This is a genomic window from Rhizobium sp. O111, assembly GCF_055616315.1.
In genome coordinates this window covers 1-25,407 of record NZ_JBSHXL010000003.1, presented here as the reverse complement: position 1 = coordinate 25,407, position 25,407 = coordinate 1, and the positions used below count along the sequence as shown (strand labels likewise).

Sequence of the window (25,407 nt, the reverse complement as noted above, 5' to 3'; positions counted from 1 at the left end):
GTCGCCCCTCGGTAGCCGTTCGAAATGGGCCGCGCCGTGAGGGTGCGTATCACGTTGGAGGATCATCGGTAGTCTCGTGAAGCGCGCGAAGCGCTTGTCTCCGCTTGGATTGGTATCGCCGCTGCCTTTACCAGGATTGCCGGCAAGGCCGGAACACAGCAGTCTTTCTAAGTTCAGCGCGACGAACTCCGGCGAAGTAGATGGTGTCGCACGCCGACTTTGGCGCGTTTATCGTGCCCGAGGTGCGTCGTCGGCTCTCGGGTCCAACTGGAACCGCGCCGCGAACGACCGCCGACACCTCCAAGCCGGCGGTTCACCGGCGCTTGTTTTCCATGGAATCCCACTGGCGTTGCTTGCGTGACCTTGGTTTCACGCTCTTCCAGGTCCGATCCAGGAAGCGAAGGAAGCGGGTAACATCCATCAGGCGATCGACGACCGAACTCAGGTTGCCGAGCCGTTCGTTGATAATCTCATTGGCGGTCAGCGCGACTTCGGCGGGTCCATACTCGGGAAAGTGCGCGCAGAGATCGGCATAGGGGTTGGACGCATCGCGGCCGACAATGTCGATCTTGCCCTTGCGAAACATCAGTCGCAGCAGCACCTGCTCGAACGTCCAGTCGTGAACATCGAGAACCTTATAGCGCTCGCTGCGCTTCGAAGAGAAGCCGGCCAGCGTTATCCTGGTGCGAAGATTGAGCGTCGTCAGCCAGAAGCAGAGCGCAAATCCCGTCGTCGGCACGCTCGAGCGGGGATAGAAAGGCGTGAAGACATCAGTCAGATCGAGGTGCCTGACATGAACATCGCCGAAGTCGGACGCCGGGCTGAGCTGCTCGTTGGGTCCGGCCTTGATGTTCACCACTCCATGAAAAGTGCGGGTGTCGAAATAGGGCAGAACCTTATCGACCTTGCCGCTCTTGACGAGATTGGCGCCCAGCGTTCCGCTTCTTGAGAAGAGCATGGAATGGCGGGTGAAGGGTTCGTTCAGAACCTTGAAGACCTTGTTGAAGAAGATGAAGAGCGTGGTGTCGGGAAAGCGCCTTTTCAGCTCCTCGATATCCACTTCATCGCTGTTTGCGACCAGAACGACATCGCTATACTCCGCCAGCAGGGATTTCCACTCCTCCACGGCAGCGGCAGCGGGGTTGGCCTTCTCGAAGCGAGCGTCTCTGTCGATCATTCTACTCTCCTTAGCGTCTTGTGTTCGGTAGCTCGGGCCGCATCGCTTGGGGCCCCGTCGCGTCGGGCAATGGACGCTTTTTGACCAAACGCGCGGGGGAACCCACATAGACACCAAACGGCTCCGTCGCTCCCTTGATGACGCTATTCGCGCCGATGACGCAGCCGTCGGCGATATTGCTGCCGGCAAGCACCTTGGCGCCGGCGCCGATCCAGACATCCCCGCCGATCACCACCCTGCCCTTTTTGATCGGCTGATCCTTGATGAGAACCGTGGCATCCTCGTAGCCGTGCTCGAACGAGATAATGACGACATGCGCCGCGATCCTGGTACCGTCGCCGATCCTGACGCCGCCATGTCCCAGCACGATCGAGTAATCGTTGATCGAGACATTGTTTCCGATCTCGATCTTACCGCTCTGCGCATCGAGGACCACGCCACTTTGAGTGAAGAGCCGGTCACCGATTTCGATCTTGCCGTGCCGATAGCGAAGCTTTGGCAGATACCGCATGTTCGGTCTCGTCCCGATCCGCAGCGATCCGCCCGACAAGGCGGCGCGGAGGCGGACCAGAAATCCGAGGTTCACGGGTCACACAGGCGCGAAACGGGGGTCGAGCGCGCGTGCCGTTTCCAGCCAGACATCCGCGTATTCGACGTCCTGCCAATTGTGGAACCACGGGCCGCCATTGGTGTAGTGGACGGCCTTCGGAAGGCCTTGGCTCGGCTTGGTGCTCCACCCCTCCAGCCAGTTCCATTCTTCCGGTATCTCGCCGATCTCGCTGTCCTTTGCCCATTGCAAACGATGAAGATAGGCACCGGTCTGTGCATTGACGAGCTCGGGTGTCAGCTGGCGGGTGGAAGGATGCTCGCAATTGAACAGCATGAACGAGGACCAGTTCTTGCGAGGGTAATTGGTCTGCACCTTGCCATCCATCTTCACGCCCTCCTTGGGCGTATAGTCGTGATGAACGCAGGCGACGGCCTTGCTGTCGTCCTTGTAGCGCAGGAGGTCGGCGACATCGCCGAAGAACAGGAAGTCGCAGTCGCAAAACAGCGCCCAGCCCTTGTAACCGGCGAGCCAGGGCGTGAAGAAACGGGAATAGGTGAACTCGGTCGAAGCCAGAGGATCGACTTCACGGGTGTAAACACCACGATCGACCAGCTCCTGCAGCTTGATGGGGTGAACCTCGACGTCGATTGATGCGTTCTTGAGCAACGTGGCCTTGGCAACCTGGTAGGCAATATCCTCGCGGGAATCCCATCCAATATAAACTCTTAGTTCGGCCATTCATCAATTCTCCATGCAGTCCGAGGACAGAAGCTAAAGTGAGCGATGTGGAATGCTTGACCGTAATGTCAACATCTTGAAGTCGAGAAGAATCAGGACCTTTGTGGCGTTCCCACGTACTCGCCCTCTCTCCACTCGCTGCGCGCCTGTTAAGGAGACTGATACGGGCGGCACCTGACGAGCGGTGGCCATGACTGGACAAACCGGTTTGCAGCGATCGCACAGACCGCACGCGCCCAGGCCCGGCGGTGACCATCGATGGCGAAGAAGGTCGAGGTCTCGAAGCCAAACGATCTGCTCGCGGCCCTCCGCGAGAGTGCCGGACTTCTCAAGGCTGGTGCGGCCGCCGACACCAAACCCAAACGCGGCGCGCCAATGCCAACCACGGCAGGGGTGTTGCGGCCAACGAACCGTAGTCGTGTCCCGGCCATCGACGCTATCGTCATCTGCCTCAATCCGCCATACACCAGCCACCATATCCCAATCTTGATTGAACTCGTTGACGGCCAGACCGTTGTCGGTAAATCAAACGAGGACAGAGGAGCCACGAGACAATGGCAGAGGAACAAGATCTTGATGCCGCGGGGTTCGAGGACCAACTTTCCGCGATGCCCGATGAGGAACTGTTCGCGCTGATGCGGAAACTCGAAGACGAAAGCGAAAACATACCCTCCGAAGACCGTGACAGCAGCGAGGTCTTTGTCAGGATCGCGATGGTCGAAACCGCGATCGAGGAGCGATTTCCTGGACAGCTATTGGCGCCATATAAAGACTGGCGGCAGCGGCGGATAGATAGCTGAGGAGCGAGGATCGTGACAAATGGATCCGACGATGCCTAAAGACTGTTCCAGGACATATTGGACACGGTAGGACAGAAAGTGCAGCTAACGCGGAGGAGGCGCTTGCGATCTTGCAAGAACCGCCCGTCGATGTGGGCGCCACCGGCATCCCCCGGGTGGAACGTAACGAGCTGATGGTGGATGTGGTCACGCTGGGAAAGCCTTGCGATTAGTTCGCTCCGGCAACAGCGATCGAACAGATCCAACGCACATCGCGGAAGTAGCACTCATCTCGGATATTCGCGGTCATCCCTGCTGGACGCCGACTGAAATCTCACGGCGTCCTTGCCGGCCGCCTTCGCATTGTAAAGAAGCGCGTCGGCCTCGTTTAGCAGTTCCGAAACGTCGCGCTTGTCGGGCGTCCAGATACCGCCGATGCTCACGCGGACGTCAGCGATATGATTGGCGATCGCGATAGGTTCCCTCATCCGCGCGAGGATCCGTTTAGCTGCCGCCTCCCCCGCTGGTTGATCGCCCGCGATAACCACCACGAACTCATCGCCCCCGGTACGTGCCACGAGATCTTGGACTCTGACAGATGACGTCAGGCGCGACGCGGTGGTCTTCAGGACAACATCTCCCATGGCATGACCATGCGCATCGTTGACCTCCTTGAAGCCATCGAGGTCGAGGGCAAGGACAGCGACGCCAGCGGCGGATTGCAAGGCCGCGAATTCGATCGACAGCCCACGCCGGTTTAGCAACCCTGTCAACGCATCCGTTCGCGCCGTCTCCTCCAGCATCTCGATCCGGCGTCGCTCCTCGGTGAAATCGATGGCCATTCCGACAATTTTCACTGGCCGACCGTCGCTATCGCGTAAAAGTCGGCGATCACAGCGCATCCAGCGTTCGCCCTGAACGGTCTCCAGACGATACTCCGCGACATTCTGATCGAGCTTACCTGTGATCAGCGGCGTCAGATCCGCCTGGGCGCCATCATTGACGTTGACCCTGTTGACGTAGCGCTCGAGGTCGAGCCGCGCGGCGGTCGGCCCGCCGATAAATTGAGCCAGTCGATCGGACGTCTCAAACTTGCCGGTGAGGATGTCCATCTGCCAGAAGCCACCACGGACGGCCTCAAGGGCCAGTTCAAGCTGCGCTGCCCGCTCGGCAAGCTGACGCTCATGCTCCTTGTGGCGCGTGATGTCTTCGATCTGGGATATAAAGCGTACAACCTCACCATCGGCATTGCGCATCGCGGCCACGTGGATCAGGACGTGAACGATTTCGCCGAAGGGTCTTAGATAGCGCTTCTCGATCGTGTATCCGTCCCGTTTTCCCCGCAGGACCTGCTGGAACAGGATCAGGTCTGCCTCGATATCGTCTGGGTGGGTGAAGTCCTTGAAATGTGTCCCGAGCACCTTGTCGATAGGAAGCGATAGAAGCTTGGCGAAAGCGGCGTTGCCGCGAATGATGCGCCCCCCGAGATCCACGAGAGCGATCCCGATTGGAGCGTTCTCGAAGGCAAAATCAAAAAGCGCCAGGCGGGTCTCAGGATCGTCGGCCGTAGAGGCTTGCGCCACTTTCTCTCCTCCATACACAAGAGCTGCACGGCGTAACTTGTGCTTTAGGAGATCATAATCAAGGTGCGAGGAGGCTCCAGCGCGAGGCAACCCTCACTGAGCGCCAGTGGCGATATGCGAGATGGGCTTATTGCCGGGCGACGCGGCACGCCTCCCAATTGTTTCCTCAGCGCTCGCGGATTGGTGGTCTTGATCTTGAACCGGGCCAAACGGTGAGTATTTCGCGATGTCTCGATCAAGCCAAAGGTAGAGATCTCGCCCAAGAATATTGACGAGCTGGCCCTGCCCGTCGCACGTCAGGCTCGTTATGGCGAGCATCTCCTGGAGGGGCGTCTCGGAGGATCGGCGTGATCTTTTCTTCCGAAGAGATGGCTAAGCTACATCCTCTGTGTCGATGTGCGGGAGCTGTCCATCTTCTCGCCGTAAAGCCTGATCCGAGCCCCGCTGTTCTCGCGCATGGATATGGTGTCCTGCCGCAACCTGCTGATCTTTTCGGGCCCCGACATCCAGAACCTGGTAGTCCTGGCCGCCTGCCCGCGTTACCGACGGCGCTTGCCGCGCCAGGTGAAGACGATAGGCCGCTAGTCTGGAAGTAGAGCGGTCAGGCCGATCCGTTCCGGCTTTTCCCGCAGCCGCCACGGCCTCGGCCATTTAGCGGCCCATGTCGCGCCGGTCTCGTCGGTCGTCGGACCAACGCGCATCACCGACCGTTCGGGAACGTTAAAGGCGACGGGCGTGACCCGTAGGACGCCGGTTGCCTCGAATGTCGACGAGCTGCGTGACAGCCGCGCATCCTCCGCGACTGATCGTGAGCCTTGAAATTCTGCCAATTGGCAGTATATTGATTGTCAACGGAGGCTGACATGGTCGTAGCGCAAGCAATTCATGATAATGGTGTTCCACAGTCACCTGTAAACCTCGGCGACGAAGGGACGCGTGGACGGCTGACCCCGGCAGCGGTATCTGGCGTCGTTCGATTGGCCAAGATCTGGCGCTTAACCAGCGTCGAGGTTTGCGCACTGATGGGTGATGTTTCGGAGCGCACGTGGTTCAGAATGAAGAAAGGTGAGTGGAGCGGAAGTCTTTCGCAAGACACATTGACGAGGGTTAGTGCCCTGATTGGTATTTTCAAGGCGCTACGACTGCTTTTCTCTGAAACCCTTGCCGACGAATGGATCAGACTTCCAAACAAGGGACCGCTTTTCGAAGGGCGCCGGCCGATTGACGTCATGATTGAAGGTGGCATCCCGAAGCTGCTTCTGGTGCGACGCCATGTTGATGCATTGCGGGGTGGTCTGTGATCGAGCCTGCTCGCACGGACATCGTTCAGCGAGATACCGTACGCCTGATACCGACAGCTAGGCTCAAGGAGCCAGTGTTGCTGGAACTGGCGCCCACTCATGATGCCATGGAGGATTTGGCCGAGCTGGAGGGGGCCACCAGCAGCCGGCTCCAGGCTCAGGAAGGTGGTTTGCTGGATCTCGATCGGAAAGAACTTGTGTTTGGCCGCCCAGGCCATACGTTCATCAATGCCGCCTTCACATACACTCGACCTGGCGGCAGCCGGTTCAACGATGACGAGCGCGGCGCATGGTATTGTGCCTTTCAAGCGGAAACGGCCTTAGCCGAGGTCACTTTTCACCTCACAAAAGAACTTGCGGCGATCGACCGGTTTGAGAACGTCACGGACTACGCGGAGCTGCTAGCTGATTTCATCGGGCAATTCCACGACCTTCGCGGTGATGCTTTTTCAACAGATAACAGTTTAACGGCCGACCCCGCCATCGCATATCCCGCGGGGCAGGCGCTGGCCAGATGGCTACGCGTGGAAAAGGACAGCCCAGGTCTAATCTATCCTTCCGTCAGATCACCGGGTGGGACATGCCTCGTGGCGTTCCATCCTTCCTTGATCCAAAACCTACGCCAAGGTGGAACATGGAGGATCGAATGGCAGGGTTCTCCAGAACCGGAAATTTCGAGGCTTTAGGCGATCGTACATATGACGAACGCGATATATCTCGATGGTTTGGCAACTTTCCAAAGCCCAAGGGGCCATGCTCTCGAGGAAACAGTTGTCCAAACCGGGAACGTGGTGGCTCCCAACGCTTCGGATGAATGAGAAAATTTGGGCGGGCTTATGCGCTAAACAAATTGAGCAGGTTTCCTGGCGCGCTGTTGGCGATCGAGAGAGATTGTATCGCTAGTTTCCGCTGCGTCTGCTTCGCGGCTAGTTTTGACGATTCTTCTTCCATATCCGCATCAACCAATTGCCCAATGCCAGACGACAGCGAGTCCCGTAGATCGCCGATAAATCTCTCCTGAATGCCGATGCGTGATGACAACGATCCTAGGCGCAAGGCCACCTCGGTCATCTTCGACACCATGGCCTCGGTAACGACCAACATTTCCTGGATCTCGTCGTTTGTCGTGTCCTCGGACAACTCCATCTCACGATGCGATTGATGGCGCGCGCCATTGAACAGGACCCAATCGCTCGCGGTCCCCAGCCTATCGGCGAAGGCGGAATTCGTGATGATCCCGGAATCTCCACTCTCATCATCGATTAGAAAGGAGACGTCGGGCGTATCCCAGGCGGAGTTGAGATCGTAAGTCATCGTTTGGACGGAAACCGCGCCGCTCGTATCGCGGGCAATGCCAGCGGCGATGGAACGGTCCACGTTGTCTGCCGTTGAATTGATATAAAGCCAGTTCTGTCCTGAAAAGGATGCGGAGACGGCGATGGCGCGTAGTTGATTCTTGAGTTGGCTCAGCTCGTCGTTGACCTTCGCCTTGTCAACGCCGTTCTCGGTGGCGGCAACGAACCTCGCCTTGATCTCCGACATGACATCGATCGCCTGGCTCATGCCCGCATATGCGGTGTCGACCATGGCGGCGCCGAGGCCCAACGCGTCGCTGACGGCTGAGAGTGCTTCGTTGTCGGAGCGCATCTTCGTGGCGATCGACCAATAAGCGGCATTGTCGGAAGCTCGCTCGACGCGAAACCCGGTTGAAACTTTGCGTTGTGTCTCCGTGAGGTCCGAGGCAACTGCTCGGAGTGTCTGGAGGGCAATATCGGCGGAACTGTTGGAATTGATGGACGACATCCGAATCTCAGATGAACATGGAAATCGCGAGTAGGGATGATGATGCTTCACGCATCTTTGAGATGAATTTTATCGCCGAAAGTCGCTTAAAAAATTCTTACCTCATTAAGCAAAAAAACATGCAAGTCAGGGCGCGACGTCAGCGAGGTGGTGCTTTCCTCACACCTTGACGACGCGTGCTCGAGCTTCCCGAGCCGGTCGCTTCCGTGCGGCCATGAGGTTTCACCAATTGCCGTGATCTCTTCGTATGCGCAGGTGCTTGTGCTAGGTGAAGCTGATGCTCAAGGATATTGCATATGGCTAGAACTCTGATCCGACCCGGTGGACGCAGCGAGCGTATACAAATCGCGGTTCATAAAGCAGTAAAGGATCTGATGGCCGAGCGGCCCGAGGAAGAACTCACGATCGCCATGATTGCCGCGCGTGCGGACGTGACCCCGTCGACGATCTACAGGCGTTGGTCAAGTCTCTCACAACTGCTGAATGATGTCGCTGGCGAACGGTTTGTTCCGATCAGTTCCTCCAGATACGGGCAGTTCGCGAGGCGATCTTGAAATCTGGGTTGAACAAACCGTCGATGACTTTTCCTCCGCCGCTCTTTGTATGCTGTTTCGAGAGCGTCTGGCGAACAAGAAAATGGCAGAGGTGGCGGCCGGGTACATCTATATGAACTTGCTGTATCTGTGCGACCGGTGCGAGCGTCGGGGCGAAGTTGCCCCTAATCCCGACAGATTGATTGACCTTATCTTCGCCGCTCGTATATCGGATGTTCTTCGTACATCAATCGGTTCCCAAGTTATATCAGATGGACTTGTCCTCAGTCCTAGGACAGAGGACAGTGTTCATGACGAGCCAAGATATCCTCGTCCTGCTAAAGCTGGTAAGCCTACAAGACCAGGAACTCACCAAGGGCATTGATCAGTTGCGATCGGAATCCGTGGGTGAGACCCATATTCTGTTCGGAACCTAGAGGCACTACTCGGGTCAGCAAGACCGAAATAGCGCAGTCGATCAAGCGCAGTGTTGCTTCAGGCATCGCGCGAAAAGACAACAGCAAGAACGAGCCTCGGCCAAGCCGAAGGAACCTATCGAAGACGTGCTGGCAGGCGACGAGCCATTCACGCCGACGATTGAGCGGAAGTTCGATATCTTCTACTTCCGCAGCGACATCTGATATAGCAGGACCCAGCGTTGTTGCTTTTGAATAGCCGCTACCCATGTAAAGGTTGAGCTTCTATGGGGTCGGATGTTGCCATCTCAATAGATCCTTGCGTCGTGCAGGCCTATGTATTATATAGGAATATTGAAAGATCGCGGTGAAAACGATGTCCAGTGTGGCAATCAAGGTTCTGTCGACGGTGAACGCTCCCTATGGGACGAACCTTTCGGCCGAGCAATTGGCTGCAAAGATTTCCGATCCAGCAAGCGTCGAAAATTTCGATCCGTCAGCATTTTCCTTCTACTCCGAGGTCGATGAAGGCCTTCAGAATTCGTTTCTGAACGAAATGCATATTGATCGTTCCGAAGCGGCTGAGATTGCGCGGAAATTCTCTGCTCTCGCAGGATACTCGATGGCGTTGGCCGCTTAGTGGTCTCGCCGTCTAAAAGTCAGTGGGAAAGCCTGTTTGATCAGGCAGTAGCGATCATAAATCAAGCCAATCGCGAATTTAAGCTCGTTGACGATTGGAGCTTTGGCGGAGGAACCGCCTTGATGCTCCAGATCGATCAACGGGAAAGTTTCGACGTGGATATATTTATCGACGATCCTCAACTCCTTCCTTACCTCAATCCACAGGTCCAAGGCTACACATTGGACCTGAACCCCGACGATTACGAAACAGACGGGACGAAGGCACTCAAGATAGTATTTGCGGGCGTAGGCGAGATCGATTTCATCTGCGCTCCCGCATTGACTGACTATCCGACGACAATGGTCCCTGTGCGGGGCGTGTCGGTGGCTCTCGAAACCCCCGCCGAAATCGTTGCGAAGAAAATCTACCATCGCGGTTCATCTATGCAACCGCGCGACATGTTCGACATAGCCTGTATCGTAGAGGCGTTTGGCGAGCAGTGCCTTCTCGACGCGCTCGCGCCGTTAAAGGAACGCGCTGCCGTTGCTCTGGAAGTCGCGGAAAAGATGGACCACCGGCTTGCAAAAACGCTGATGGGCAGTCTTCTTTTTCGTGAGAATTTCTCCCACATCCCAAGCCAAGGTCGCGCGATCACGATCAAGCTTCTCGAGGCTGTCTGCGCTTACGATCCGGCGTCGACCAACAAGGTTGGAACGACGCCCTCTCCGAAGTGACCGTGTATATCGCCAAGAGGAACGAATATCGCCGGGATGACTGATACCCTGACCCCGGCCGCCCGCTCCGCTCGAATGGCGCGGATCAAGAACAAGAACACGAAACCCGAGATGAAGGTTCGAGGGCTCGTTCATTCCCTCGGGTTCCGGTACCGTCTTCATGGGAAGAACATTCCGGGCAGGCCGGATATAGTCTTTTCTGGTCGGCGGAAGGTGATATTCATTCACGGCTGTTTCTGGCATCGCCACGCCGATTCGGACTGCGCCCTCGCGCGCATGCCTAAATCGAGGCTCGATTTCTGGAAACCAAAGCTTGAACGCAACGCCGAGCGTGATGGCGAGACTATGGAACTGCTTCGTCGGGCTGGATGGGACAGCCTGGTGATATGGGAATGTGAGCTGCGTGACATGGTCGCGGTCGAGCAAAAAGTGGTGGGGTTTCTCTGCGATGAAGTCGATTGAATTGTTCGCCGGAGCCGGAGGCCTTGGGCTGGGCCTGCACTCGGCTGGGTTTCGTCCAGCGAACGTCTTCGAGTGGGACCGCTATTGCTGCGACACCATCCGGGAAAACCAGGCTCGTGGCGTGAACGCGGTAAAGGGCTGGAAAGTGGTTGAAGGCGACGTCCGCCAGTCCGATTTCTCGCGGTTCGAGGGCAAGATCAGTCTTGTTTCCGGAGGTCCACCCTGCCAACCGTTTTCCATGGGCGGAAAGCACGCCGCCTATGATGATGCCCGTGACATGTTTCCCCAGGCAATCAGGGCGGTGCGCGAAGCGCGGCCCAGTGCGTTCGTGTTCGAGAACGTAAAGGGGCTGACACGGGCGACCTTCAGCAATTACTTTGAATATATCCGACTGCAGCTTGAACATCCGGAGATCGTCAAGAGGGTCGACGAGCCTTGGCCGGACCACTTCGCGAGACTGGAACAACATCACAGCAGCGGCAGCCACGATGGGCTGAACTACCGGGTTGTAACGCAACTGTTGAACGCCGCCGACTTTGGGGTGCCGCAGCGACGCGAACGCGTCTTCTTCGTTGGTTTCCGGGAAGACCTTGGCATTTCCTGGAGTTTCCCGCGACCGACGCACTCGCGCGAGGCGCTCATCTGGGACAAGGCCTCCGGAGCTTATTGGGATCGAGCCCTGATCGCGAAAAAGGATCGCCCTGCCCTCGGGATCGACACCTCCCGCCTTGATCCCGACCGCGCACCGGGGGAACTTGCTTGGATGACCGTGCATGAGGCGATTTCATCATTGCCGGAACCAGGGCGCGCCCATTCGGACATGCCAATCCACAACCATAAGGCCCAGCATGGGGCGCGCTCGTATCCAGGACACACCGGTAGTCCGTTGCACGAGCCCGCCAAGACGTTGAAGGCCGGTGTGCACGGGGTTCCTGGCGGCGAGAACATGCTGTTGAGACCAGACGGGACCGTGCGATACTTCACGGTGCGCGAGAGCGCTCGCCTTCAGACGTTCCCCGACGATTATGTGTTCCACGGATCGTGGAGCGAAACCATGCGGCAACTGGGCAACGCCGTTCCGGTGAACCTGGCGAAAGTGGTCGGTGGTTCCGTGGCGGCGCATTTAAAGGCCGCCGCATGAATGGTGGACCCTACAATCCGCTAGACAAAATCAATCTTGCCCGAAGCATCGAGACGGAGTTGCTATCGCGACAGGCGGTGGGCTTCGACCAACTCAGTGATGTTCGTGGGGCGGGTGTCTACGCGATCTATTATTTCGGTCATTTCCCCGCTTACGCGACGATCGCGGCGAGGAACCTGGACGGGAAGTTCGCGCAGCCGATCTATGTCGGCAAGGCCATTCCCAAGGGCGGTCGAAAAGGCGGAATCTCGGCTGACGCCCTGGCTGGGAAGCCGCTTCTCGACCGCTTGGGACAGCATGCTTCCTCGATCGACCAGGCGACAAATCTTTCCATCGCCGACTTCGCGGTTCGGCACCTGGTGGTGGACGACATCTGGATCCCGCTGGGCGAAAACATGCTCATCGAGACCTACAAGCCAGTTTGGAACCGGGCCTTGGATGGTTTTGGCAACAAGGATCCTGGACGTCGTCGCGCCACGCAGTACAAGTCTCCCTGGGACGTACTGCATCCCGGCCGAAGGTTCGCGGAGAAGCTCGCGGACAGCGGCTTATCCGAGGAGTTCCTCGCCGAGCGAGTGGACGACTATCTAAACAACCGACCCATGAAGCGACTGCCCCGGGTGGTGGAGGAACAACAGGCGGAAGAACAAGGAGAAGCCGAGCAGGGCGCGGATGATGGCCTACGTCATCTCGGAACAACGGATCATATCTGATACCGTCAGCGGGCAAATGACGGTAAGAGATCGTATAAACACTGCGCAGCGGCCGGGAAACGTCGAAACCATCATGCGTGATTTAGGGAGCGTGTCTTCGATCCATCCCCCATCGCCGGCAAGGGCGGCTACCCGAGCCGGCGCTTCTTCTACTTACAAGAAGCAGGGATAGTCATAAGACAAGCGTGTCGCGATCCTTCGGGTTCGCTCGTCACGCTTTAAGTTTTTGTTCTGTCGCATGTCGGTGCCGCAAAACCGCTGCATCTTTTGCGCGGATACTTTAGGATTCTAAATCGGGGGCCTGGCTGAGCGTGAGCGATACCCAAGCAGTGTGAGCTTGAGAGTGAATTCTCGCAGGTCACCCGACCATTCGACAAAGCCAAGTTCGCGCGCTTTGACCGCCGTCTTCAATCCGACCCCGTGTGGTAATAACTTGAAGGATCTGCGTGATAGGCTGTCCAGGAGAAAGGCCAGGCGCCCATCAAGGAGGATTTCGCTCCGTGACATAGGGGAAGCGCTCATCTCAAGCCCGCCTGCTTCTCGAATTGCCGCTCACGAGCCGGATATGCTGCTCGGCAGGACGAGTCACTTCAACACCAGGCTCGCGGATGGTCTTGCGACGGTTCAGCTTGAAGCGGCCCACCAGGCCTGCGAGCTGCTCGGAGTCGGACGCCAAGGCATGGCTTATAGCCGTCGTCTCTTCGACCATGGACGCATTCTGCTGTGTCATCTGGTCGACGGAGTTCACGGCTGCGCTGATCTCGACGAGACCGACTGACTGCTCCTTCGCGGCAGTGGTAATTGCCTCCACTTTCACATCGATCTCGCTGACGAAGCTGTCGATCCTATGCAGTGCATCGACGGTCTCGGCGACCATCTTCACGCCATCGGAAACGTCTCCCGTGGAAAGCTGGATAAGGCCCGCGATCTCCTTTGCCGCCGTCGCGGATCTTTGCGCGAGTTCGCGAACTTCCTGCGCGACCACGGCAAAGCCTTTACCTGCCTCCCCTGCCCTGGCGGCTTCCACGCCTGCATTCAGAGCGAGCAAGTTCGTCTGAAACGCGATCTGATCGATGACGCCGATGATCTGGCCGATCGCCGCCGAGGAGTTCTCGATCCGGGACATCGCCTTGATCGCCTCCTGGACGACGGCCGTCGATGCGGTCGTGCAGCGACGTGCGTCCCGGACGAGGTCGCGCGTTTCCGCGGTACGTTCACTCGACGCCCGGACGGTTGCCGTGACCTCTTCGAGCGCGGCGGCGGTTTCTTCAAGCGCAGCGGCCTGCTGTTCGGTGCGCCGTGACAGATTGTCGGCCGCCTCCCTCATCGCCTGGGAGTTCTCGGTGATGTGGCGGGTCTTGCCGAGCACCTCCTCGAGCGTCGCCTGGAAAGTCGCGATCGAACTGTTGAAGTCGTGTCTTAGAGCCTCGAACTCAGCCGAGAACGGCACATCGATCGTCATGCGGATGTTGCATTCAGCAAGCCGCCCCAGGCCCGCGCCGAGGGTGGTGACAACCTCCTCCAGACTGGCCGCCTGCTCAGCCTGTTGCTGTTCCCGCAGTTCGCGCTCCTGCTCCGCGCGTTCGCGTGCAGCGTCCATCTCCTCGCGCAGCCGCAACCTGTCGAGAGAGGATTGGCGGAATACTTCGACGGATCGAGCCATGACCCCGATTTCGTCCTGGCGAGCCATGTAGGGGACGGCAACCGTGAAGTCGCCCTCGGCCATTCGTCCCATGTACGCCGCGAAAGCGCTTAGGGGCGCGACGGCGCGGCGTCGGATGAACAACAGGCCCGCGGCAAAGATGGCGATGGATGCGATGCCGCCCGTCATCGCCATTCGGCTGTAGAAGGCATCCTTGGAGGCCGCGTAGGCCTGGGTCTCAGCGATATTCTTGTTCGTGGCCGATACAAGCTCGTCTACAGCTTTTTGGTGGACGTGGAACCGCTCTTCGAGCGTGTCCAGAGTATCTCGCATCCGCATATCGTCATGGGCCGCGGCCGCGGTGAAAAACGGCCCAGTCAAGGCTACCCAGAATGAATCCGCTGTATCCGCCGTGCCTTTGATGCGCTCCTTCAAATCGCCAGGCAAGTCCGACTTCTCCCAAACCCCTCGACGCTCATCGTAGGAGCCCTTCAATGCTTTGATCTTTTCGAGGTTCCGGAGCGTTACGTCCTTGTGAATGAACGCCTCGCTGGCCAAACCGTAAGCCTCGACGACGTAAAGCGGAGGCGGTAGCACGTCGGCCACAAGATCCTTGTTCTGTTCGACGCGAAGGGAGACCGGGCCTCCCACTTTTAGTTCGCCGAGCGCTGTCCGTTGCAGCCCTAGGGCGGCAACCATCCCCACGGAAACGACGAGGCCGAAAGCAAGCGTAAGGCGAGAGATCGATAATTTGGTCATGTCCCGAACCGAGGTGAGAGAACCGTCTGCTTGGGAAGAATGCGAGCGAGCGTTTGCTCAGGCGTAAATTTTTAGCCCGCTTGAAAGCGATCTTTCCGAGCACCTATTGCTCTTGACCTCCACAAAGAACACCCTGTGCTCACAACTCGGTTGTCCGGCTGATTCGGAGAGCACGAGGTGCTCAAACATGAAAGTCTTCGGGAGCCAGCATGCCTATCCGCACAGCCACCACACCGGACAAGAGGACAAAGCTGCTCGAGGTGTTTCTGGGGGCCGGGTCGTGGACCTACAGCATCCAGGCGCGGGATATCTTCTGGTCGCCAGGCCTTTACGCCTTGCTTGGCTTGGATCCACATACCGTCATACCAAGCCGCGATCTTTACGACACCATGATCCACCCGGAAGATAGGTTGTCTCATGACAAAATCGTGGAGCGGGCCGAAGCTGGAGAGCTGGCGGTTCGTCGCTTTAGGATGATCAGGCCCGATGGCCGTCTTCTCTGGCTGGAGAGTAAGTCGCAACGTGAGTACGACAGGCAGGGAGGGCTGAGCTTCCTGCACGGTGTTGTCCAGGATGTGACGGACGATCAGAAGGTCCGCTCCGAGAACGCCAGGATCCGGCAAGCTGTCATGTCGATGAAGAAGATCACCGGAGCAGACTTCTGGCGCACCGATGCCGAAGGCCGGATGCTCGATACCGCTAATTGGGCGCAGTTCACGGGTGTCACTCCTGAACGCCTGAAGGATCATGAGGCCCTAACAGCGATCCATCCCGATGATCGGGACATTGTCAGGAAGGCACGGGAGACAGGGATCCGGCTCAAGCAGGAGGTCCAGTTCACCGTGCGCGTGCTTGGCGCCGACGGAAACTATCGCAATGTGGAGCACAAGGTCGTCCCCGTGGTCATGGACGGCCAGCTGGTTGAATGGCATGGCATGTCCTGGATCGACAAGCAGGCAGTTTCAGACAGCGATGAGGCGCCGTTGCTCCGCGCCTGTCACATACGAGCGGCGCGAGCCCTCATCGGCATGACAGCGCGTGAACTGGCGGAAGCTGTCGGTCTCTCATTCTCAACGATCCGCCGCATCGAGGATGATGTCGATGCACCGAGGTCGTCAGCCATGGACAAGATTAGGTTCGAATTGACGCGCAGAGGGATCAGTTTCAACGCTAGCGCCGACGGCGCCGTGACGATTGCATTTAAGTCGGGAACCGGAAGATAGCCCGAGCCACCCGCGGCGAGACTTGTAGCCAAACAGCTAACATCCGAGCGTCATGAAGGCGGTCAAGGTAGCGAAATCGGTGCTTCTCGCGCAACAGCACCCATTTTTTGTAGCTGCATGACCATCTTACCGATGTCGTACGGCTTATCGAAGAAAATGGCCCGCTCCGGCAACTCGTGAATCCGTGGTCGCTGCATCCCGGATACGACGATGATCTCCACGGGAGGCCACCTGTCCCGAACAGCGGCGGCTAGCTTCAGCCCGTCCATGCTCCCGGGCATATCGACGTCTGTCATAAGGATCCGGATGCCGGGGACCGTTTCCAACAAGATGACTGCCTCGTCCGCATTGGACGCTTCCAGGACCTCGAACCCCGCCTCCTCGGCGACCTCCACGGCGAGCATCCGCACTAGCGGCTCGTCGTCGACAACAAGGACAATGTCACGCATTTTCATTCCTAGCGGTTCGAAGCTCACTAACCTGTTGGCGGCCGTTGGGTTCCCGCAATGCGAAACTAAGGTCGAACACAAGGCCATCCGCTCTGAACTCCTTTCGGCTAGAGGCGCGGGCCGCGGCCGGGAAAGCGCGTTCGATCAGGACGCTTCCAAACCCCTTCCGGCTCGGCTCCTCGACCGGTGGGCCACCTGCCTCCCTCCAAGAGAGATCGATGTCTCGCCCAGTATGCGACCAAGTGATGCTCACCCTTCCGTTCTCGGCACCCAGGCTTCCGTACTTCGTGGCGTTGGTTGCCAGCTCATGAACAACCAGGGATAAAGGAAGGGCCAGGTCCGCTGGAAGGACGACGTCCGGTCCCTGAACGGTAATTCTGTCGGCATCCGTGGAGTGAGCCCTCAAGGCGGCTGCCAGCACGTCCCTTATCGAGGATGCGGAGCCTTCCCTTGAGAGGATGAGATCGTAGGTGCTCGCCAAAGCCGATAGGCGCTCGGAGAAGGATTGGTAGTGCGCCGGATCAGAGCGGGCAAAGGTTTGCCGGGCGATTGCTTGAACCAGTGTAAACCCATTTTTCACGCGGTGGGCGAGCTCGCGAACCAGGAGACCGCGGTCTTCCTCGGCCTGCTCGTTCTGGACACGTCGTCGCTCAAGTTCGTCAAGAAGCGCATCGAGACTGGCGCCGACCGCGTGAAGCTCGTCGATTGGCTTCATACCCGTTCTGGCGGTTGTCGACCCCGATCTCCAGTCATCCATCACATCTCCAATGCGAACGATGGGTGATAGGATAAAGCGGTTGCCTATGAAGAGTGCCAGCAGCAGGGAGACGACAGCGCCGAGCACGATCCCCAAGCTGTTGACGAAGGTTGCTCTGTTGATCGGTGCAAATGCCTCGGATGTCGAAACGCCTGCGCTGACGTAGAGCGGACTTCGAGGCTGCGCGATCGGTCGGTACCCCAGAACTCGCTCGGTGCCGTCCTGGCTTGTGAGCTCGATGATGCCCGGTTTGTCGGCGTGGACGAGCCGCTGAAATTCGTCAGGGATAACCGTGCCCACGAAACGTTCCGGCAGCGGGACGCGCGCAACCACGGTTCCGTCCTCATCGGCAAGCGTAACGGCACTCCCGGGCGACAGCCCTCTCTCGACTATCCTGTTTTGAAGCCAGTCGAGCCTAATTCCGCTTACGACAACCGCCGCCACCGCACTGTCTTCGACGATCGGCATCGCCAATGGAAGCACAGCGGCTCCCGTCACCCGGCTTTTGGTGTACTTGCCGACGACAAAGGCCTTTGTTTCGATCGCCTTGCGTACATAGTCCCGGTCGGCGAACGCAATCCCGGCGGGGATTGGAATGCTGCCGCAGACCGGGGTTCCGTCTAGTTTCACGACGAAGATCGTCGCTACGTTCGGCACATTGCCGGCAAGCGACCGAAGAGCATCGTTACAGTTGCCTGCGTCCAGATGACGAACCGATGGCATCGACGTCACGGCGACGAGAAGAGACCGCACACCCTCCACGATGCGCTCGACTTCGGATGATGCCTGCCGGGCGGCTTGGGCGGCTTGGGCGCGCACCTCGTCTCCCCGCTGCTGGCGCATCGCATACTCATTGTATCCCAGCATCGTCACGACGGGGACAAGCGCAGCAACCGCCACGGCAACCAGCTTCAGTCTCATCGAATGTCCCTCAAGCTGGCGACGAACCAGCGGTAGCTCGATACAAATAGGGCACTTCACGACATCAGCCGGAGCGCCCGAGAGCTTCGGCTTCAGTCGGGGAAGTGCGATACCCATAAACACAAAGAATAGATTCGTTAAAATAGGGCAAGTCCGCGCTTTGCAAGCGGCCGACAGCCCCAAGGAGCGCCGCTCACTCACATAGCGATCCATCCGATGTCGCGCTCTTCCGGTCGCTCCTATCATAACTGGACACGGGACCGCCCGTGGACTTGGGAAAAGGGTTCTTCTAGGGTCGGCCGCCCGCCACTCACCGAGAGAACTTATGAACTTTCCGATTGTCGCCACGGTCATCTCTATGGTCCTCGGTCTCGCGGTGACCCGCCTGCTGAGCGGCCTTGTAACGGTATTCCGGATCCGCGGAACATGCGCGTTCGACTGGGTGCCGATCGCATGGTGCGGCATTCTCTTCGCGATGCAACTGGATCACTGGTGGGCCATCAACCAGCTCCCCGCGTACCGGAATACGTTCCAGTTCAGCGAATTCATTTTCCTGGTCATGATGACCCTGATGCTGTTCCTCGCCGCCGCGCTCCTCCTCCCCAGTCGTGCGGAAGACGAGGCTCTTGGGCTCCGGGATTATTTTGAGAAGGACGGCCGTTTCGCCCTCCTCTCGATCGCAGTCTACCTGTTATGCGGCTTCGCCTTGAACGTCATCGGCTTCCAGAGCGCGGTCGCGTCCGCGTGGGCGTTCATCGACGTTCCAATGATTGTCTTCCCCGCGCTCGCCTTCTTGCTGCGTCAGCGGCGGTACTACGCGACGATCACCGCGATCTACGTTCCGCTCTGCGCGCTGGACATCTGGGTTTCGCTCACGTCGTAGCTTCCGTGACGCGGTGTGATGGGTTCGTTACCAGCGAATGAACATCGATTGCGTCCGCGGCGCCCCGGTACGATGCCAGAACCCCATCCGTCAGGATGGCGATGTTACCACCCAATGTCTGGAGGATCGCGAGCTGGCCGCCACGACAGTCGCCAGCCCCTGCCAGACGCCCGAGATCGAAAACCGGAATGACCTCGCCCTTGAATGAACTGTAACCAGATGGGCCGCTTTCGGATGAGTGCAGGCTGCTCCACTCTTCGGCGCGAGCAACGATCCGCCCGCCGTCGAACGTATAATACTTGTCCCCCAGACGGGCGACGCTCACGTCTGGTCTCAGAAGGTTTGAAAGAAACACGATGCGCTGTCCCTCAAGGCACAGGTCGTTGAAGCGCACTCGTCGAGGATGGGACCACCACCTGGCTCATCATGAGACCAGCTTTCGCCCGACCGACGTTCTTTAGCACCGGATCATGTAAGACGCGGTTGAATGATTGCCTAAAGTTCGAGTGATTGCTTTTTTTGCATTGGCGTCGCGCCAAGGGCGCTCAACCCATCATGGGGAGCGCCCTTGTTCATCCGGATGTCCGCAGGGCCCGCGAAATCATTTCACGGCAAGCCGACAATGGTTGGTTCGGGTGGTGACACATACATGATGTGTCGGCGACCGTTCTTCAAGATCAGAGCGTCTTCGCGGTCGTCTCCATAAAAGCGCGATGCTTCTCCTCATCCTGATGGGTCTTCATGAAAAAGACCCTCGACGCCGGGACCGCACCCCTCGTGCCGAGCGGCTCTCTCTATGCGGTGACCGTGTCGTCCTCGTTCGTCTTCATGGCCTTGAGGATAGCGGCGTCACCCATCATGTCAGCAAGCGCAATCTTGCCAGTCGCGCGCATCTGCTTCATGTCGCCTTCCGTCGGCGCCGCGATACCCAGCTCGCGGGCCTTTCCCGTGAGCACATGAACATGCGAAGGCTTCACCTTCTGGCTCATGTAATTCGATGGCATTTCCAGTCATCGAGACAAGGAGCTAGCCGATCCGCGGGGCCTCCTGGCGCGCGCCGCCGGCATTGACGTGACCGAATGCCGCGTCCACCACGAAAGCGGCGATCGCGGGACGCAGCGCTTCGACCGCGTCGCCAGGGGCCAGAGACGCCACATGCAGTCGCTGCTTCGCCGCGCCAAGACGATTGCACAAGACGATTCCAATGCGGCGGGAGCATATTCCAATTGACGAACGAACGGGTTCCCACTTTCACGCCACCGTAAGGCTTTGTCATGGCCAACGGTGGGATCAAGTCTTCCGCTGGGCAAGTTCGATAATGATGCCATCGGGATCGCGCACGAAGGCGACTTTTTGCAGCACTTCGGGATTATAAGCGAAACGCGGCCTCTCTTTGACATCAACGCCAGCCATCTCGAGCTTGGCGAAGGTCCGGTCGACGTCTTCGTATAGGAATGTCAGATGGCGCAATCCGGCGGTATCGTCGGGCACGTCCACCGCCCGCTTGACCCCGTTAGTGGGAGCGATGATCTCAAGCATCCCGCCGCCCGCGTCCAGGAAGACCAACTCCGCGCCGTCATCCGTCTTTTTCCTCAGATGCAGTTTCAGCCCGAGTAGGTCACAATAGAATGTGACCGCGCGATCCATGTTGCTAACGGTCATGCCCACGTGTTCGAAGGATTTCAGCATTCTCGACGCGTCCCCGGCTCAATTGGTCAAGCTCTCGAAACTAGTCGTCGGGAGCCATTCAACAAGGGTGCTGGCAACCTTGGGCCAGAGCAGGTGTCGACCCAATCGCATTGGATCATAAAATCGGACGGCCACCCCCGGGGCAAGAACGTACGACAAGCAACCGCGTTGCTGGCAACGAGCTGGATTAGATCAGATGGTTCTGGTTTGCATGGCTGGGCTGCAATCAAGGAGCTTCTCGTCCCAACTCTATGAGGTTAAACCGACGGCACTTGAGGCCGCCTGCCGAATGTTCGGCGTTCGCGGCCTTTGCAACCAACGGGCGCTCCCCAGATTCTGGGTTGAGCGCCCGCAGTCGTTTTAAAGCCACGCGGCTCCAGGGGGCTCTTTCCTCGGGTGTCGGTCCGGGAGCTTAATCCGCAAGGCCGAAGATGCTCACTGGCCGTTCAAGGCCACGCAGGTTATGCGATCCGAGATCGAGAAACCCTGACGACGAATTTTCCACGAGTTTGACGAAGTCGGAGGATAGCAACACCGGCCGTTTCAGTTGCTTCGTGAGCTCCTCTAGTCGGGACGCGATATTGACGGCGGGCCCAATCGCCGTGAAATCCAGGCGCTTCCTGGACCCGATGTTGCCATACATCACGTCGCCCACATGGACACCGATACCGTACCGCAGCGGCGATTTCCGGCTTTTCACGAGCTCGCCATTCAAGACGTCCATTCTTTGGCGACCAACCTTGATTGCTTCCAATAGATCCGCGTGGGCATTCGGGTTGGAGAGAGGGAACACAGCCAAGAGGCCGTCGCCCATGAATTTCAGGATCTCTCCGCCCCTGGCCTCGACGGGTTCGCACAGCGCGTCGAAGTAGCCATTCAGTATCTCGATGATGTCGTCTCTTGGCCACAGATCGGACAGGGCGGTGAAATCGCGCAGGTCGCAAATCATGATCGCGGCACTGACGGTCTTGCCACTGCCCCGGGTCGTCGCGCCGGCCAGGATCTCCGCGCTCGCGTGTGGACCGACATAGGTCTCCAGGAGCGTGCGGGCCATGGCATTCTTCATGCGGATTTCGCTCGCTAGGGCGAGCGCCGGCAGCAGGTCCCGGAGGTAATCGATGTCATGCTCGCGAAACCCGCCGGCTTTCTTCGTGGCGAAGGTGACGACATGACGCTTCCCCCAGGTATGCTCCATCGGCCAGGCGACATAATCCGTGAAGCCGTCACGGCGAAGCTCCTCGAAAAGAGGATACGCCGCCACCTCGTTGGCGCTCGCGTCAAGGTGTTGTCGAACTTCCGTTGCCCCATTGTATATCTCGGTCGCCGGCCTGCGCAGGAACAGCTCCGTGGTGTCGACATCGTAATCAAATGTGTCGATATGGGCTTCCTGGACACCGGGTTGCCACAGGATCCGGGCGCCCTGCCATTGTGGGTGCTGGATCCTCAGATGAAGCGAAGACCTCGCGACCGGTACGCCGTCGCGCACGAGGCGCTCGCAAAAATCAACGAGCAAGTTATCCAGGAAACGCTGCGAACTCGTTTCCTTCATGAGCCAGTCCAGGACTGGGCGACGCTCCCTCGGCCATGTACCCCTAGCCTTTGGTTGCGGCGTCATATGCGTAATGGTGCTCATCAGAATCCTCCGAGCACGCATTCTATGGCGGTTGGCGTGAGTGTGAAAGGAAAGATCGAGCAACAGCGGCACCTGGCGGGCATCCAACCTATCCGCGGGAACATATCCGCCGTCGGTTTTGCCCAAGGCGCGAATGTCTTGCCCCCGTCCTCGGTGCGCGAACGCTCCCTGGTCTAGCGATCAAAGGACCTGGTGTGGCGGCGAGACATCGCTCCGGCCTCGATCGTGCCGCGACGCCAGCTAAACAGGCGCGGAAGAGACGTTTCGAGACGCCGTTTCTCAACCCTGTCTCTGTTTGCGTTCGACGAGGAGGATATGGTCCGCGGCGAGCACGACGTCATCGCGCTGGTTCAGGACCTCGCAACGCTCGACGACGCGACCCATGTCCGGGCGTTTCGGATCGTCCTCCTTCATCGAGATCGTCACGCGCGTGCGGATCGTGTCACCGATATGCACCGGACGCACGAAGCGCAGCCGGTCATAGCCATAGGAGAACGCGACCGGGTTGATCAACGTCGCCGTCAGCCCGACGCCGATCGAAAACACCATTGTGCCGTGGGCGATGCGCTGGCCACCGGGAAGCGTCTTGGCGAATTCGGCGTCCATGTGATGTGGAAAGAAGTCACCCGTGTGCCCGGCATGGACGACGAAGTCGGTCTCGGTGATCGTCCGGCCGGTCGTCACGCGAACCGCGTTGAGTTCATAGTCTTCGTAATGGATAATTTGCTCGGACACGTGATTACTCCTTCGGCAAGGGCATTAGCGGCGTCGCCGGGCTCCCGCTGGATTGATAGGCGGCCTCGACGAGCGCCATCGTCCGCCATCCATCCTCGATGGCACCGACAAGCACATCGTCCTCGCCAGAGGCAAAACGCTGAAGGTTCGCCATGCGATTGGCGAAAGCGTCGGGGAACCAGCTTCCCTTAAGCGGCACGGCGACCCAGTCGTCGGCGCCGTCACCCCTGATCCAAAGTTCATCGGGCTCCCCACGCGGATAGTCGAGATTGACGCCAAGCTTCAGATATGCGGCGCCCTTCGTGCCGCATACGCGGAATTCGCAGGCTTGAAAGCGTCTGCCGAAGTCGTGGTCATGGTTGATGGAGAGCACGCAACGGATCGTCTCGCCGTAGTCGAGGATTGCCGCGGTGCGGGTCTGCGCCACCTCGTGGTTCGGATGACCGATCGTCTTGGCGTGGACGCCAAGCGGGTCGCCAAGCAAATCCCTGACAACGTCGAGATAATGGATCGAGTGCATTGCGATCTCGATGCGCGGCAGGCCCTTGAGGAAGGGCCAGAGACCCCATGGCGTCGCGAGCGCGAGCCAGGCATCGAAATCGACGACCTCGCCTAAATATCCACCGGCTATGGCGTCCTTGAGCGCCAGCATCATCGGCGCGAAGCGAAGCTGGAAATTGACGGCGGCTTTAAGGCCGCGGGATCGACATAGGGACAGGATCTCGGTGGCTTCCTCGAGATTGCCGCCCATCGGCTTTTGAAGCAGCGCGAAGGAGCCTTGCGGGAGCTTCGACAATATCGCGGCATGAGCGGCGGGCGGCGTCGCCAGATCGAAGATCGCGCCCTCCACGGAAAGCGCCTGCTCTTGCGAGACAAAAGCCGCCGTGCCCCACTCCCGCGCCAACGCGCTTGCCTTGGCTAAATTCGGATCGAAAATACCAGCGACCGGGAAACCGGCCTTCTTGTAAGCCGGAAGATGGGCGTCCCCGACAATGCTCCCAGCACCAAAAATCACGATTGGGCGGGGCTTGGCGGGAAGCGGCCATGATTGTCGTAGACGACTTGGATCAAGGGCTTCAACCATGGTGAAAGACCTCTTCCATCATCGCCCACCACTCGCCCGGCTTTCGCGTGTCAAGCGGCTGTTGCTGCGGCATGCAGATGGCCCACCATTCCTTGTTTTTCGGGTGCGCGGCCATCCTCGCCATGTCGGCGTCGAAATCATCCCCGGTATATTCCCAGTATCCGAACAGGAGGTTTTCCGGCTCCTTGAGGAAGATGGAATAGTTGGTGATGTTACATTCGGAGATCAGCGCCAGGATCTCTGGCCATACAGTCGCATGAAGACGCTTGTAATTCGCGATGTTCGCCGGCTTTAATCCGATGACCATTCCCATTCTCCGCATCGCCATTCTCCTCAGCCGCGAAGTTCCTTGGTGAATTCCACAATCGAGCGATCCTCGATGGCTTGCCAGTCCCAGCTGATACCGAGACCGGGGTCGCGGGGCGCGATCGCGCGACCGTCCTTGATCTCCATGCCCTTGGTGGTCAGCTGATCGAGCTGCGGGATATACTCAACATATTTCCCGTTCTGCACCGCGCAGACCAGGCTGACGTGCAACTCCATCAGGAAATGCGGGCAAACGGGAATATCGAAGGCCTCCGCGGCGTGGGCGACCTTGAGCCATGGCGTGATGCCACCGATGCGGGCGACATCGACCTGGACGATCGAGCAGGCGCCCTTTTGCATGTATTCGCGGAAGTGGCGGATCGAATAGAGCGATTCCCCCACGGCAATGGGCGTGGCGGTCGAACGAGAAAGGCGGACATGCCCGTCGAGATCATCCGCTGGGAGCGGTTCCTCGATCCAGGCGAGATCAAGGTCCTTCAGGCGCGCCGCGCGCCTTATCACTTCGTCGACCATGAAGCCCTGATTGCAGTCGGTCATGATCTCGAAGTCATCACCCACCGCTGCTCGTACAGCCGAGAGGCGGGCGTAATCCTCGGCGCCATGCGGCTTGCCGATTTTCACCTTGGAACCGGAAAAGCCCTTCGACTTCGCCAGGAGCGCGTCTTCGACCAGCGCTTGCTTTTCTATATGCAGCCAGCCACCTTCCGTCGTGTAGAGGGGGCAACTATCCTTGGCCCCACCCGCCAGCTTCCA

Annotated in this window: 29 protein-coding genes and 2 pseudogenes; 14 read left to right on the top strand and 17 right to left on the bottom strand. The window is 58.7% G+C overall.

Annotated features, from left to right (window positions below):
* Positions 1-313: 313 nt before the first annotated feature.
* From ACVTFQ_RS25875 to ACVTFQ_RS25865, 3 genes are all read right to left on the bottom strand, one after another.
* Complete coding sequence (locus ACVTFQ_RS25875) at positions 314-1,177, bottom strand: 3-deoxy-manno-octulosonate cytidylyltransferase (RefSeq protein WP_470424194.1); 864 nt, start codon at positions 1,175-1,177, stop codon at positions 314-316.
* Between the two features lie 10 nt (positions 1,178-1,187).
* Positions 1,188-1,688, bottom strand: a complete 501-nt coding sequence (locus ACVTFQ_RS25870) for an acyltransferase (protein WP_413396422.1) — start codon at positions 1,686-1,688, stop codon at positions 1,188-1,190.
* Between the two features lie 78 nt (positions 1,689-1,766).
* Positions 1,767-2,465 carry a glycosyltransferase gene (locus ACVTFQ_RS25865; RefSeq protein WP_112949246.1) on the bottom strand — a complete coding sequence of 233 codons (699 nt, stop codon included), beginning with the start codon at positions 2,463-2,465 and terminating at the stop codon, positions 1,767-1,769.
* A gap of 264 nt (positions 2,466-2,729) precedes the next feature.
* Between ACVTFQ_RS25865 and ACVTFQ_RS25860 the strand changes: the two are divergent.
* Together ACVTFQ_RS25860 and ACVTFQ_RS25855 are read left to right on the top strand one after the other, a co-directional pair.
* Positions 2,730-2,860 (top strand): annotated as a pseudogene (locus ACVTFQ_RS25860) (non-homologous end joining protein Ku); the annotation flags it as partial.
* Between the two features lie 159 nt (positions 2,861-3,019).
* Positions 3,020-3,265: a hypothetical protein gene (locus ACVTFQ_RS25855; RefSeq protein ID WP_112436411.1), complete on the top strand. Its 246-nt coding sequence runs from the start codon at positions 3,020-3,022 to the stop codon at positions 3,263-3,265.
* Positions 3,266-3,531: 266 nt separating this feature from the next.
* Here ACVTFQ_RS25855 and ACVTFQ_RS25850 read toward each other — a convergent pair whose 3' ends face one another.
* The gene (locus tag ACVTFQ_RS25850; RefSeq protein WP_470424193.1) at positions 3,532-4,827 is read right to left on the bottom strand and encodes a diguanylate cyclase; all 1,296 of its coding nucleotides are present in this window, start codon (positions 4,825-4,827) and stop codon (positions 3,532-3,534) included.
* Positions 4,828-5,690: 863 nt separating this feature from the next.
* On the opposite strand from ACVTFQ_RS25850, the gene ACVTFQ_RS25845 reads away from it, so the two are divergent.
* Together ACVTFQ_RS25845 and ACVTFQ_RS25840 are read left to right on the top strand one after the other, a co-directional pair.
* Positions 5,691-6,128 carry an MbcA/ParS/Xre antitoxin family protein gene (locus ACVTFQ_RS25845; protein ID WP_111563891.1) on the top strand — a complete coding sequence of 146 codons (438 nt, stop codon included), beginning with the start codon at positions 5,691-5,693 and terminating at the stop codon, positions 6,126-6,128.
* 74 nt (positions 6,129-6,202) lie between these two features.
* Complete coding sequence (locus ACVTFQ_RS25840) at positions 6,203-6,814, top strand: RES family NAD+ phosphorylase (protein ID WP_470424602.1); 612 nt, start codon at positions 6,203-6,205, stop codon at positions 6,812-6,814.
* 148 nt (positions 6,815-6,962) lie between these two features.
* On the opposite strand, the gene ACVTFQ_RS25835 is transcribed toward ACVTFQ_RS25840, so the two are convergent.
* A complete protein-coding gene (locus ACVTFQ_RS25835; protein WP_470424192.1) occupies positions 6,963-7,931 on the bottom strand; it encodes a flagellin N-terminal helical domain-containing protein in 969 nt (322 codons plus the stop codon).
* Positions 7,932-8,227: 296 nt separating this feature from the next.
* Between ACVTFQ_RS25835 and ACVTFQ_RS25830 the strand changes: the two genes are divergently transcribed.
* The 8 genes and pseudogenes from ACVTFQ_RS25830 (at position 8,228) to ACVTFQ_RS25795 (ending at position 12,552) form a co-directional block, all read left to right on the top strand.
* A complete protein-coding gene (locus ACVTFQ_RS25830) occupies positions 8,228-8,485 on the top strand; it encodes a helix-turn-helix domain-containing protein (RefSeq protein WP_146618518.1) in 258 nt (85 codons plus the stop codon).
* Positions 8,415-8,633 (top strand): annotated as a pseudogene (locus ACVTFQ_RS25825) (hypothetical protein); the annotation flags it as partial. The gene ACVTFQ_RS25830 and the pseudogene ACVTFQ_RS25825, both read left to right, overlap by 71 nt.
* 142 nt (positions 8,634-8,775) lie before the next feature.
* On the top strand, positions 8,776-8,901 hold the full coding sequence (locus ACVTFQ_RS25820; protein ID WP_470424643.1) for a hypothetical protein: 126 nt from the start codon (positions 8,776-8,778) through the stop codon (positions 8,899-8,901).
* A gap of 355 nt (positions 8,902-9,256) precedes the next feature.
* Complete coding sequence (locus tag ACVTFQ_RS25815) at positions 9,257-9,520, top strand: hypothetical protein (protein WP_111563888.1); 264 nt, start codon at positions 9,257-9,259, stop codon at positions 9,518-9,520.
* A gap of 122 nt (positions 9,521-9,642) precedes the next feature.
* Positions 9,643-10,236, top strand: a complete 594-nt coding sequence (locus tag ACVTFQ_RS25810) for a nucleotidyl transferase AbiEii/AbiGii toxin family protein (RefSeq protein ID WP_283193735.1) — start codon at positions 9,643-9,645, stop codon at positions 10,234-10,236.
* Positions 10,237-10,272: 36 nt separating this feature from the next.
* A complete protein-coding gene (locus ACVTFQ_RS25805) occupies positions 10,273-10,698 on the top strand; it encodes a very short patch repair endonuclease (RefSeq protein WP_470424191.1) in 426 nt (141 codons plus the stop codon).
* Complete coding sequence (locus tag ACVTFQ_RS25800; protein ID WP_111563885.1) at positions 10,685-11,839, top strand: DNA cytosine methyltransferase; 1,155 nt, start codon at positions 10,685-10,687, stop codon at positions 11,837-11,839. The genes ACVTFQ_RS25805 and ACVTFQ_RS25800 overlap by 14 nt, the downstream gene beginning before the upstream one ends.
* Positions 11,836-12,552 carry an Eco29kI family restriction endonuclease gene (locus tag ACVTFQ_RS25795; RefSeq protein ID WP_112436419.1) on the top strand — a complete coding sequence of 239 codons (717 nt, stop codon included), beginning with the start codon at positions 11,836-11,838 and terminating at the stop codon, positions 12,550-12,552. The genes ACVTFQ_RS25800 and ACVTFQ_RS25795 overlap by 4 nt, the downstream gene beginning before the upstream one ends.
* Positions 12,553-13,075: 523 nt before the next feature.
* On the opposite strand, the gene ACVTFQ_RS25790 is transcribed toward ACVTFQ_RS25795, so the two are convergent.
* The gene (locus tag ACVTFQ_RS25790) at positions 13,076-14,953 is read right to left on the bottom strand and encodes a methyl-accepting chemotaxis protein (RefSeq protein ID WP_470424190.1); all 1,878 of its coding nucleotides are present in this window, start codon (positions 14,951-14,953) and stop codon (positions 13,076-13,078) included.
* A gap of 209 nt (positions 14,954-15,162) precedes the next feature.
* Between ACVTFQ_RS25790 and ACVTFQ_RS25785 the strand changes: the two genes are divergently transcribed.
* Entirely contained in the window at positions 15,163-16,176 is a 1,014-nt protein-coding gene (locus tag ACVTFQ_RS25785) for a PAS domain-containing protein (protein ID WP_470424189.1), read from the top strand.
* A gap of 62 nt (positions 16,177-16,238) precedes the next feature.
* Here the strand turns inward: ACVTFQ_RS25785 and ACVTFQ_RS25780 are convergent, their stop codons facing one another.
* Together ACVTFQ_RS25780 and ACVTFQ_RS25775 are read right to left on the bottom strand one after the other, a co-directional pair.
* Positions 16,239-16,625 (bottom strand): response regulator, encoded by a 387-nt coding sequence (locus tag ACVTFQ_RS25780; protein ID WP_113177719.1) that lies wholly within the window; start codon positions 16,623-16,625, stop codon positions 16,239-16,241.
* Positions 16,618-18,303, bottom strand: a complete 1,686-nt coding sequence (locus ACVTFQ_RS25775) for an HWE histidine kinase domain-containing protein (RefSeq protein WP_470424188.1) — start codon at positions 18,301-18,303, stop codon at positions 16,618-16,620. Before ACVTFQ_RS25775 ends, ACVTFQ_RS25780 begins: the two co-directional genes overlap by 8 nt.
* 325 nt (positions 18,304-18,628) lie before the next feature.
* Here ACVTFQ_RS25775 and ACVTFQ_RS25770 point away from each other — a divergent pair, with 325 nt between their 5' ends.
* Positions 18,629-19,186 (top strand): hypothetical protein, encoded by a 558-nt coding sequence (locus ACVTFQ_RS25770; protein ID WP_470424187.1) that lies wholly within the window; start codon positions 18,629-18,631, stop codon positions 19,184-19,186.
* Here the strand turns inward: ACVTFQ_RS25770 and ACVTFQ_RS25765 are convergent.
* The 9 genes from ACVTFQ_RS25765 to ACVTFQ_RS25725 all read right to left on the bottom strand — a co-directional run.
* The gene (locus ACVTFQ_RS25765; protein WP_470424186.1) at positions 19,176-19,511 is read right to left on the bottom strand and encodes a hypothetical protein; all 336 of its coding nucleotides are present in this window, start codon (positions 19,509-19,511) and stop codon (positions 19,176-19,178) included. The two genes, ACVTFQ_RS25770 and ACVTFQ_RS25765, sit on opposite strands and share 11 nt — an antisense overlap.
* Before the next feature lie 469 nt (positions 19,512-19,980).
* Positions 19,981-20,190, bottom strand: a complete 210-nt coding sequence (locus tag ACVTFQ_RS25760) for a hypothetical protein (protein WP_470424185.1) — start codon at positions 20,188-20,190, stop codon at positions 19,981-19,983.
* 22 nt (positions 20,191-20,212) lie between these two features.
* Positions 20,213-20,380 (bottom strand): hypothetical protein, encoded by a 168-nt coding sequence (locus ACVTFQ_RS25755; RefSeq protein ID WP_162718140.1) that lies wholly within the window; start codon positions 20,378-20,380, stop codon positions 20,213-20,215.
* Between the two features lie 96 nt (positions 20,381-20,476).
* Positions 20,477-20,875 carry a VOC family protein gene (locus tag ACVTFQ_RS25750; protein ID WP_470424184.1) on the bottom strand — a complete coding sequence of 133 codons (399 nt, stop codon included), beginning with the start codon at positions 20,873-20,875 and terminating at the stop codon, positions 20,477-20,479.
* A 412-nt stretch (positions 20,876-21,287) separates the two neighbouring features.
* On the bottom strand, positions 21,288-22,508 hold the full coding sequence (locus ACVTFQ_RS25745; RefSeq protein ID WP_470424183.1) for an adenylate/guanylate cyclase domain-containing protein: 1,221 nt from the start codon (positions 22,506-22,508) through the stop codon (positions 21,288-21,290).
* Between the two features lie 279 nt (positions 22,509-22,787).
* Entirely contained in the window at positions 22,788-23,243 is a 456-nt protein-coding gene (locus tag ACVTFQ_RS25740) for a MaoC/PaaZ C-terminal domain-containing protein (RefSeq protein ID WP_111563876.1), read from the bottom strand.
* 4 nt (positions 23,244-23,247) lie between these two features.
* Positions 23,248-24,327: a Gfo/Idh/MocA family protein gene (locus ACVTFQ_RS25735; RefSeq protein ID WP_113177723.1), complete on the bottom strand. Its 1,080-nt coding sequence runs from the start codon at positions 24,325-24,327 to the stop codon at positions 23,248-23,250.
* A complete protein-coding gene (locus ACVTFQ_RS25730) occupies positions 24,320-24,649 on the bottom strand; it encodes an L-rhamnose mutarotase (protein WP_112989390.1) in 330 nt (109 codons plus the stop codon). The genes ACVTFQ_RS25735 and ACVTFQ_RS25730 overlap by 8 nt, the downstream gene beginning before the upstream one ends.
* A gap of 11 nt (positions 24,650-24,660) precedes the next feature.
* A partial coding sequence (locus ACVTFQ_RS25725) for a mandelate racemase/muconate lactonizing enzyme family protein (protein WP_470424182.1) occupies positions 24,661-25,407 on the bottom strand: 747 nt, incomplete at its 5' end.

Excerpts from the sequence above, each read along its gene's own strand:
- ACVTFQ_RS25810 (WP_283193735.1), top strand. The coding sequence starts at position 9,643 with ATGCTCCAGATCGATCAACGGGAAAGTTTCGACGTGGATATATTTATC.
- ACVTFQ_RS25830 (WP_146618518.1), top strand. The coding sequence starts at position 8,228 with ATGGCTAGAACTCTGATCCGACCCGGTGGACGCAGCGAGCGTATACAA.
- ACVTFQ_RS25775 (WP_470424188.1), bottom strand. The coding sequence starts at position 18,303 with ATGAGACTGAAGCTGGTTGCCGTGGCGGTTGCTGCGCTTGTCCCCGTC.
- ACVTFQ_RS25780 (WP_113177719.1), bottom strand. The coding sequence starts at position 16,625 with ATGCGTGACATTGTCCTTGTTGTCGACGACGAGCCGCTAGTGCGGATG.
- ACVTFQ_RS25865 (WP_112949246.1), bottom strand. The coding sequence starts at position 2,465 with ATGGCCGAACTAAGAGTTTATATTGGATGGGATTCCCGCGAGGATATT.
- ACVTFQ_RS25760 (WP_470424185.1), bottom strand. The coding sequence starts at position 20,190 with ATGCCATCGAATTACATGAGCCAGAAGGTGAAGCCTTCGCATGTTCAT.
- ACVTFQ_RS25730 (WP_112989390.1), bottom strand. The coding sequence starts at position 24,649 with ATGCGGAGAATGGGAATGGTCATCGGATTAAAGCCGGCGAACATCGCG.
- ACVTFQ_RS25815 (WP_111563888.1), top strand. The coding sequence starts at position 9,257 with ATGTCCAGTGTGGCAATCAAGGTTCTGTCGACGGTGAACGCTCCCTAT.
- ACVTFQ_RS25750 (WP_470424184.1), bottom strand. The coding sequence starts at position 20,875 with ATGCTGAAATCCTTCGAACACGTGGGCATGACCGTTAGCAACATGGAT.
- ACVTFQ_RS25855 (WP_112436411.1), top strand. The coding sequence starts at position 3,020 with ATGGCAGAGGAACAAGATCTTGATGCCGCGGGGTTCGAGGACCAACTT.
- ACVTFQ_RS25800 (WP_111563885.1), top strand. The coding sequence starts at position 10,685 with ATGAAGTCGATTGAATTGTTCGCCGGAGCCGGAGGCCTTGGGCTGGGC.
- ACVTFQ_RS25795 (WP_112436419.1), top strand. The coding sequence starts at position 11,836 with ATGAATGGTGGACCCTACAATCCGCTAGACAAAATCAATCTTGCCCGA.
- ACVTFQ_RS25835 (WP_470424192.1), bottom strand. The coding sequence starts at position 7,931 with ATGTCGTCCATCAATTCCAACAGTTCCGCCGATATTGCCCTCCAGACA.
- ACVTFQ_RS25870 (WP_413396422.1), bottom strand. The coding sequence starts at position 1,688 with ATGCGGTATCTGCCAAAGCTTCGCTATCGGCACGGCAAGATCGAAATC.
- ACVTFQ_RS25770 (WP_470424187.1), top strand. The coding sequence starts at position 18,629 with ATGAACTTTCCGATTGTCGCCACGGTCATCTCTATGGTCCTCGGTCTC.
- ACVTFQ_RS25820 (WP_470424643.1), top strand. The coding sequence starts at position 8,776 with ATGACGAGCCAAGATATCCTCGTCCTGCTAAAGCTGGTAAGCCTACAA.
- ACVTFQ_RS25790 (WP_470424190.1), bottom strand. The coding sequence starts at position 14,953 with ATGACCAAATTATCGATCTCTCGCCTTACGCTTGCTTTCGGCCTCGTC.
- ACVTFQ_RS25785 (WP_470424189.1), top strand. The coding sequence starts at position 15,163 with ATGCCTATCCGCACAGCCACCACACCGGACAAGAGGACAAAGCTGCTC.
- ACVTFQ_RS25805 (WP_470424191.1), top strand. The coding sequence starts at position 10,273 with ATGACTGATACCCTGACCCCGGCCGCCCGCTCCGCTCGAATGGCGCGG.
- ACVTFQ_RS25845 (WP_111563891.1), top strand. The coding sequence starts at position 5,691 with ATGGTCGTAGCGCAAGCAATTCATGATAATGGTGTTCCACAGTCACCT.
- ACVTFQ_RS25745 (WP_470424183.1), bottom strand. The coding sequence starts at position 22,508 with ATGAGCACCATTACGCATATGACGCCGCAACCAAAGGCTAGGGGTACA.
- ACVTFQ_RS25875 (WP_470424194.1), bottom strand. The coding sequence starts at position 1,177 with ATGATCGACAGAGACGCTCGCTTCGAGAAGGCCAACCCCGCTGCCGCT.
- ACVTFQ_RS25735 (WP_113177723.1), bottom strand. The coding sequence starts at position 24,327 with ATGGTTGAAGCCCTTGATCCAAGTCGTCTACGACAATCATGGCCGCTT.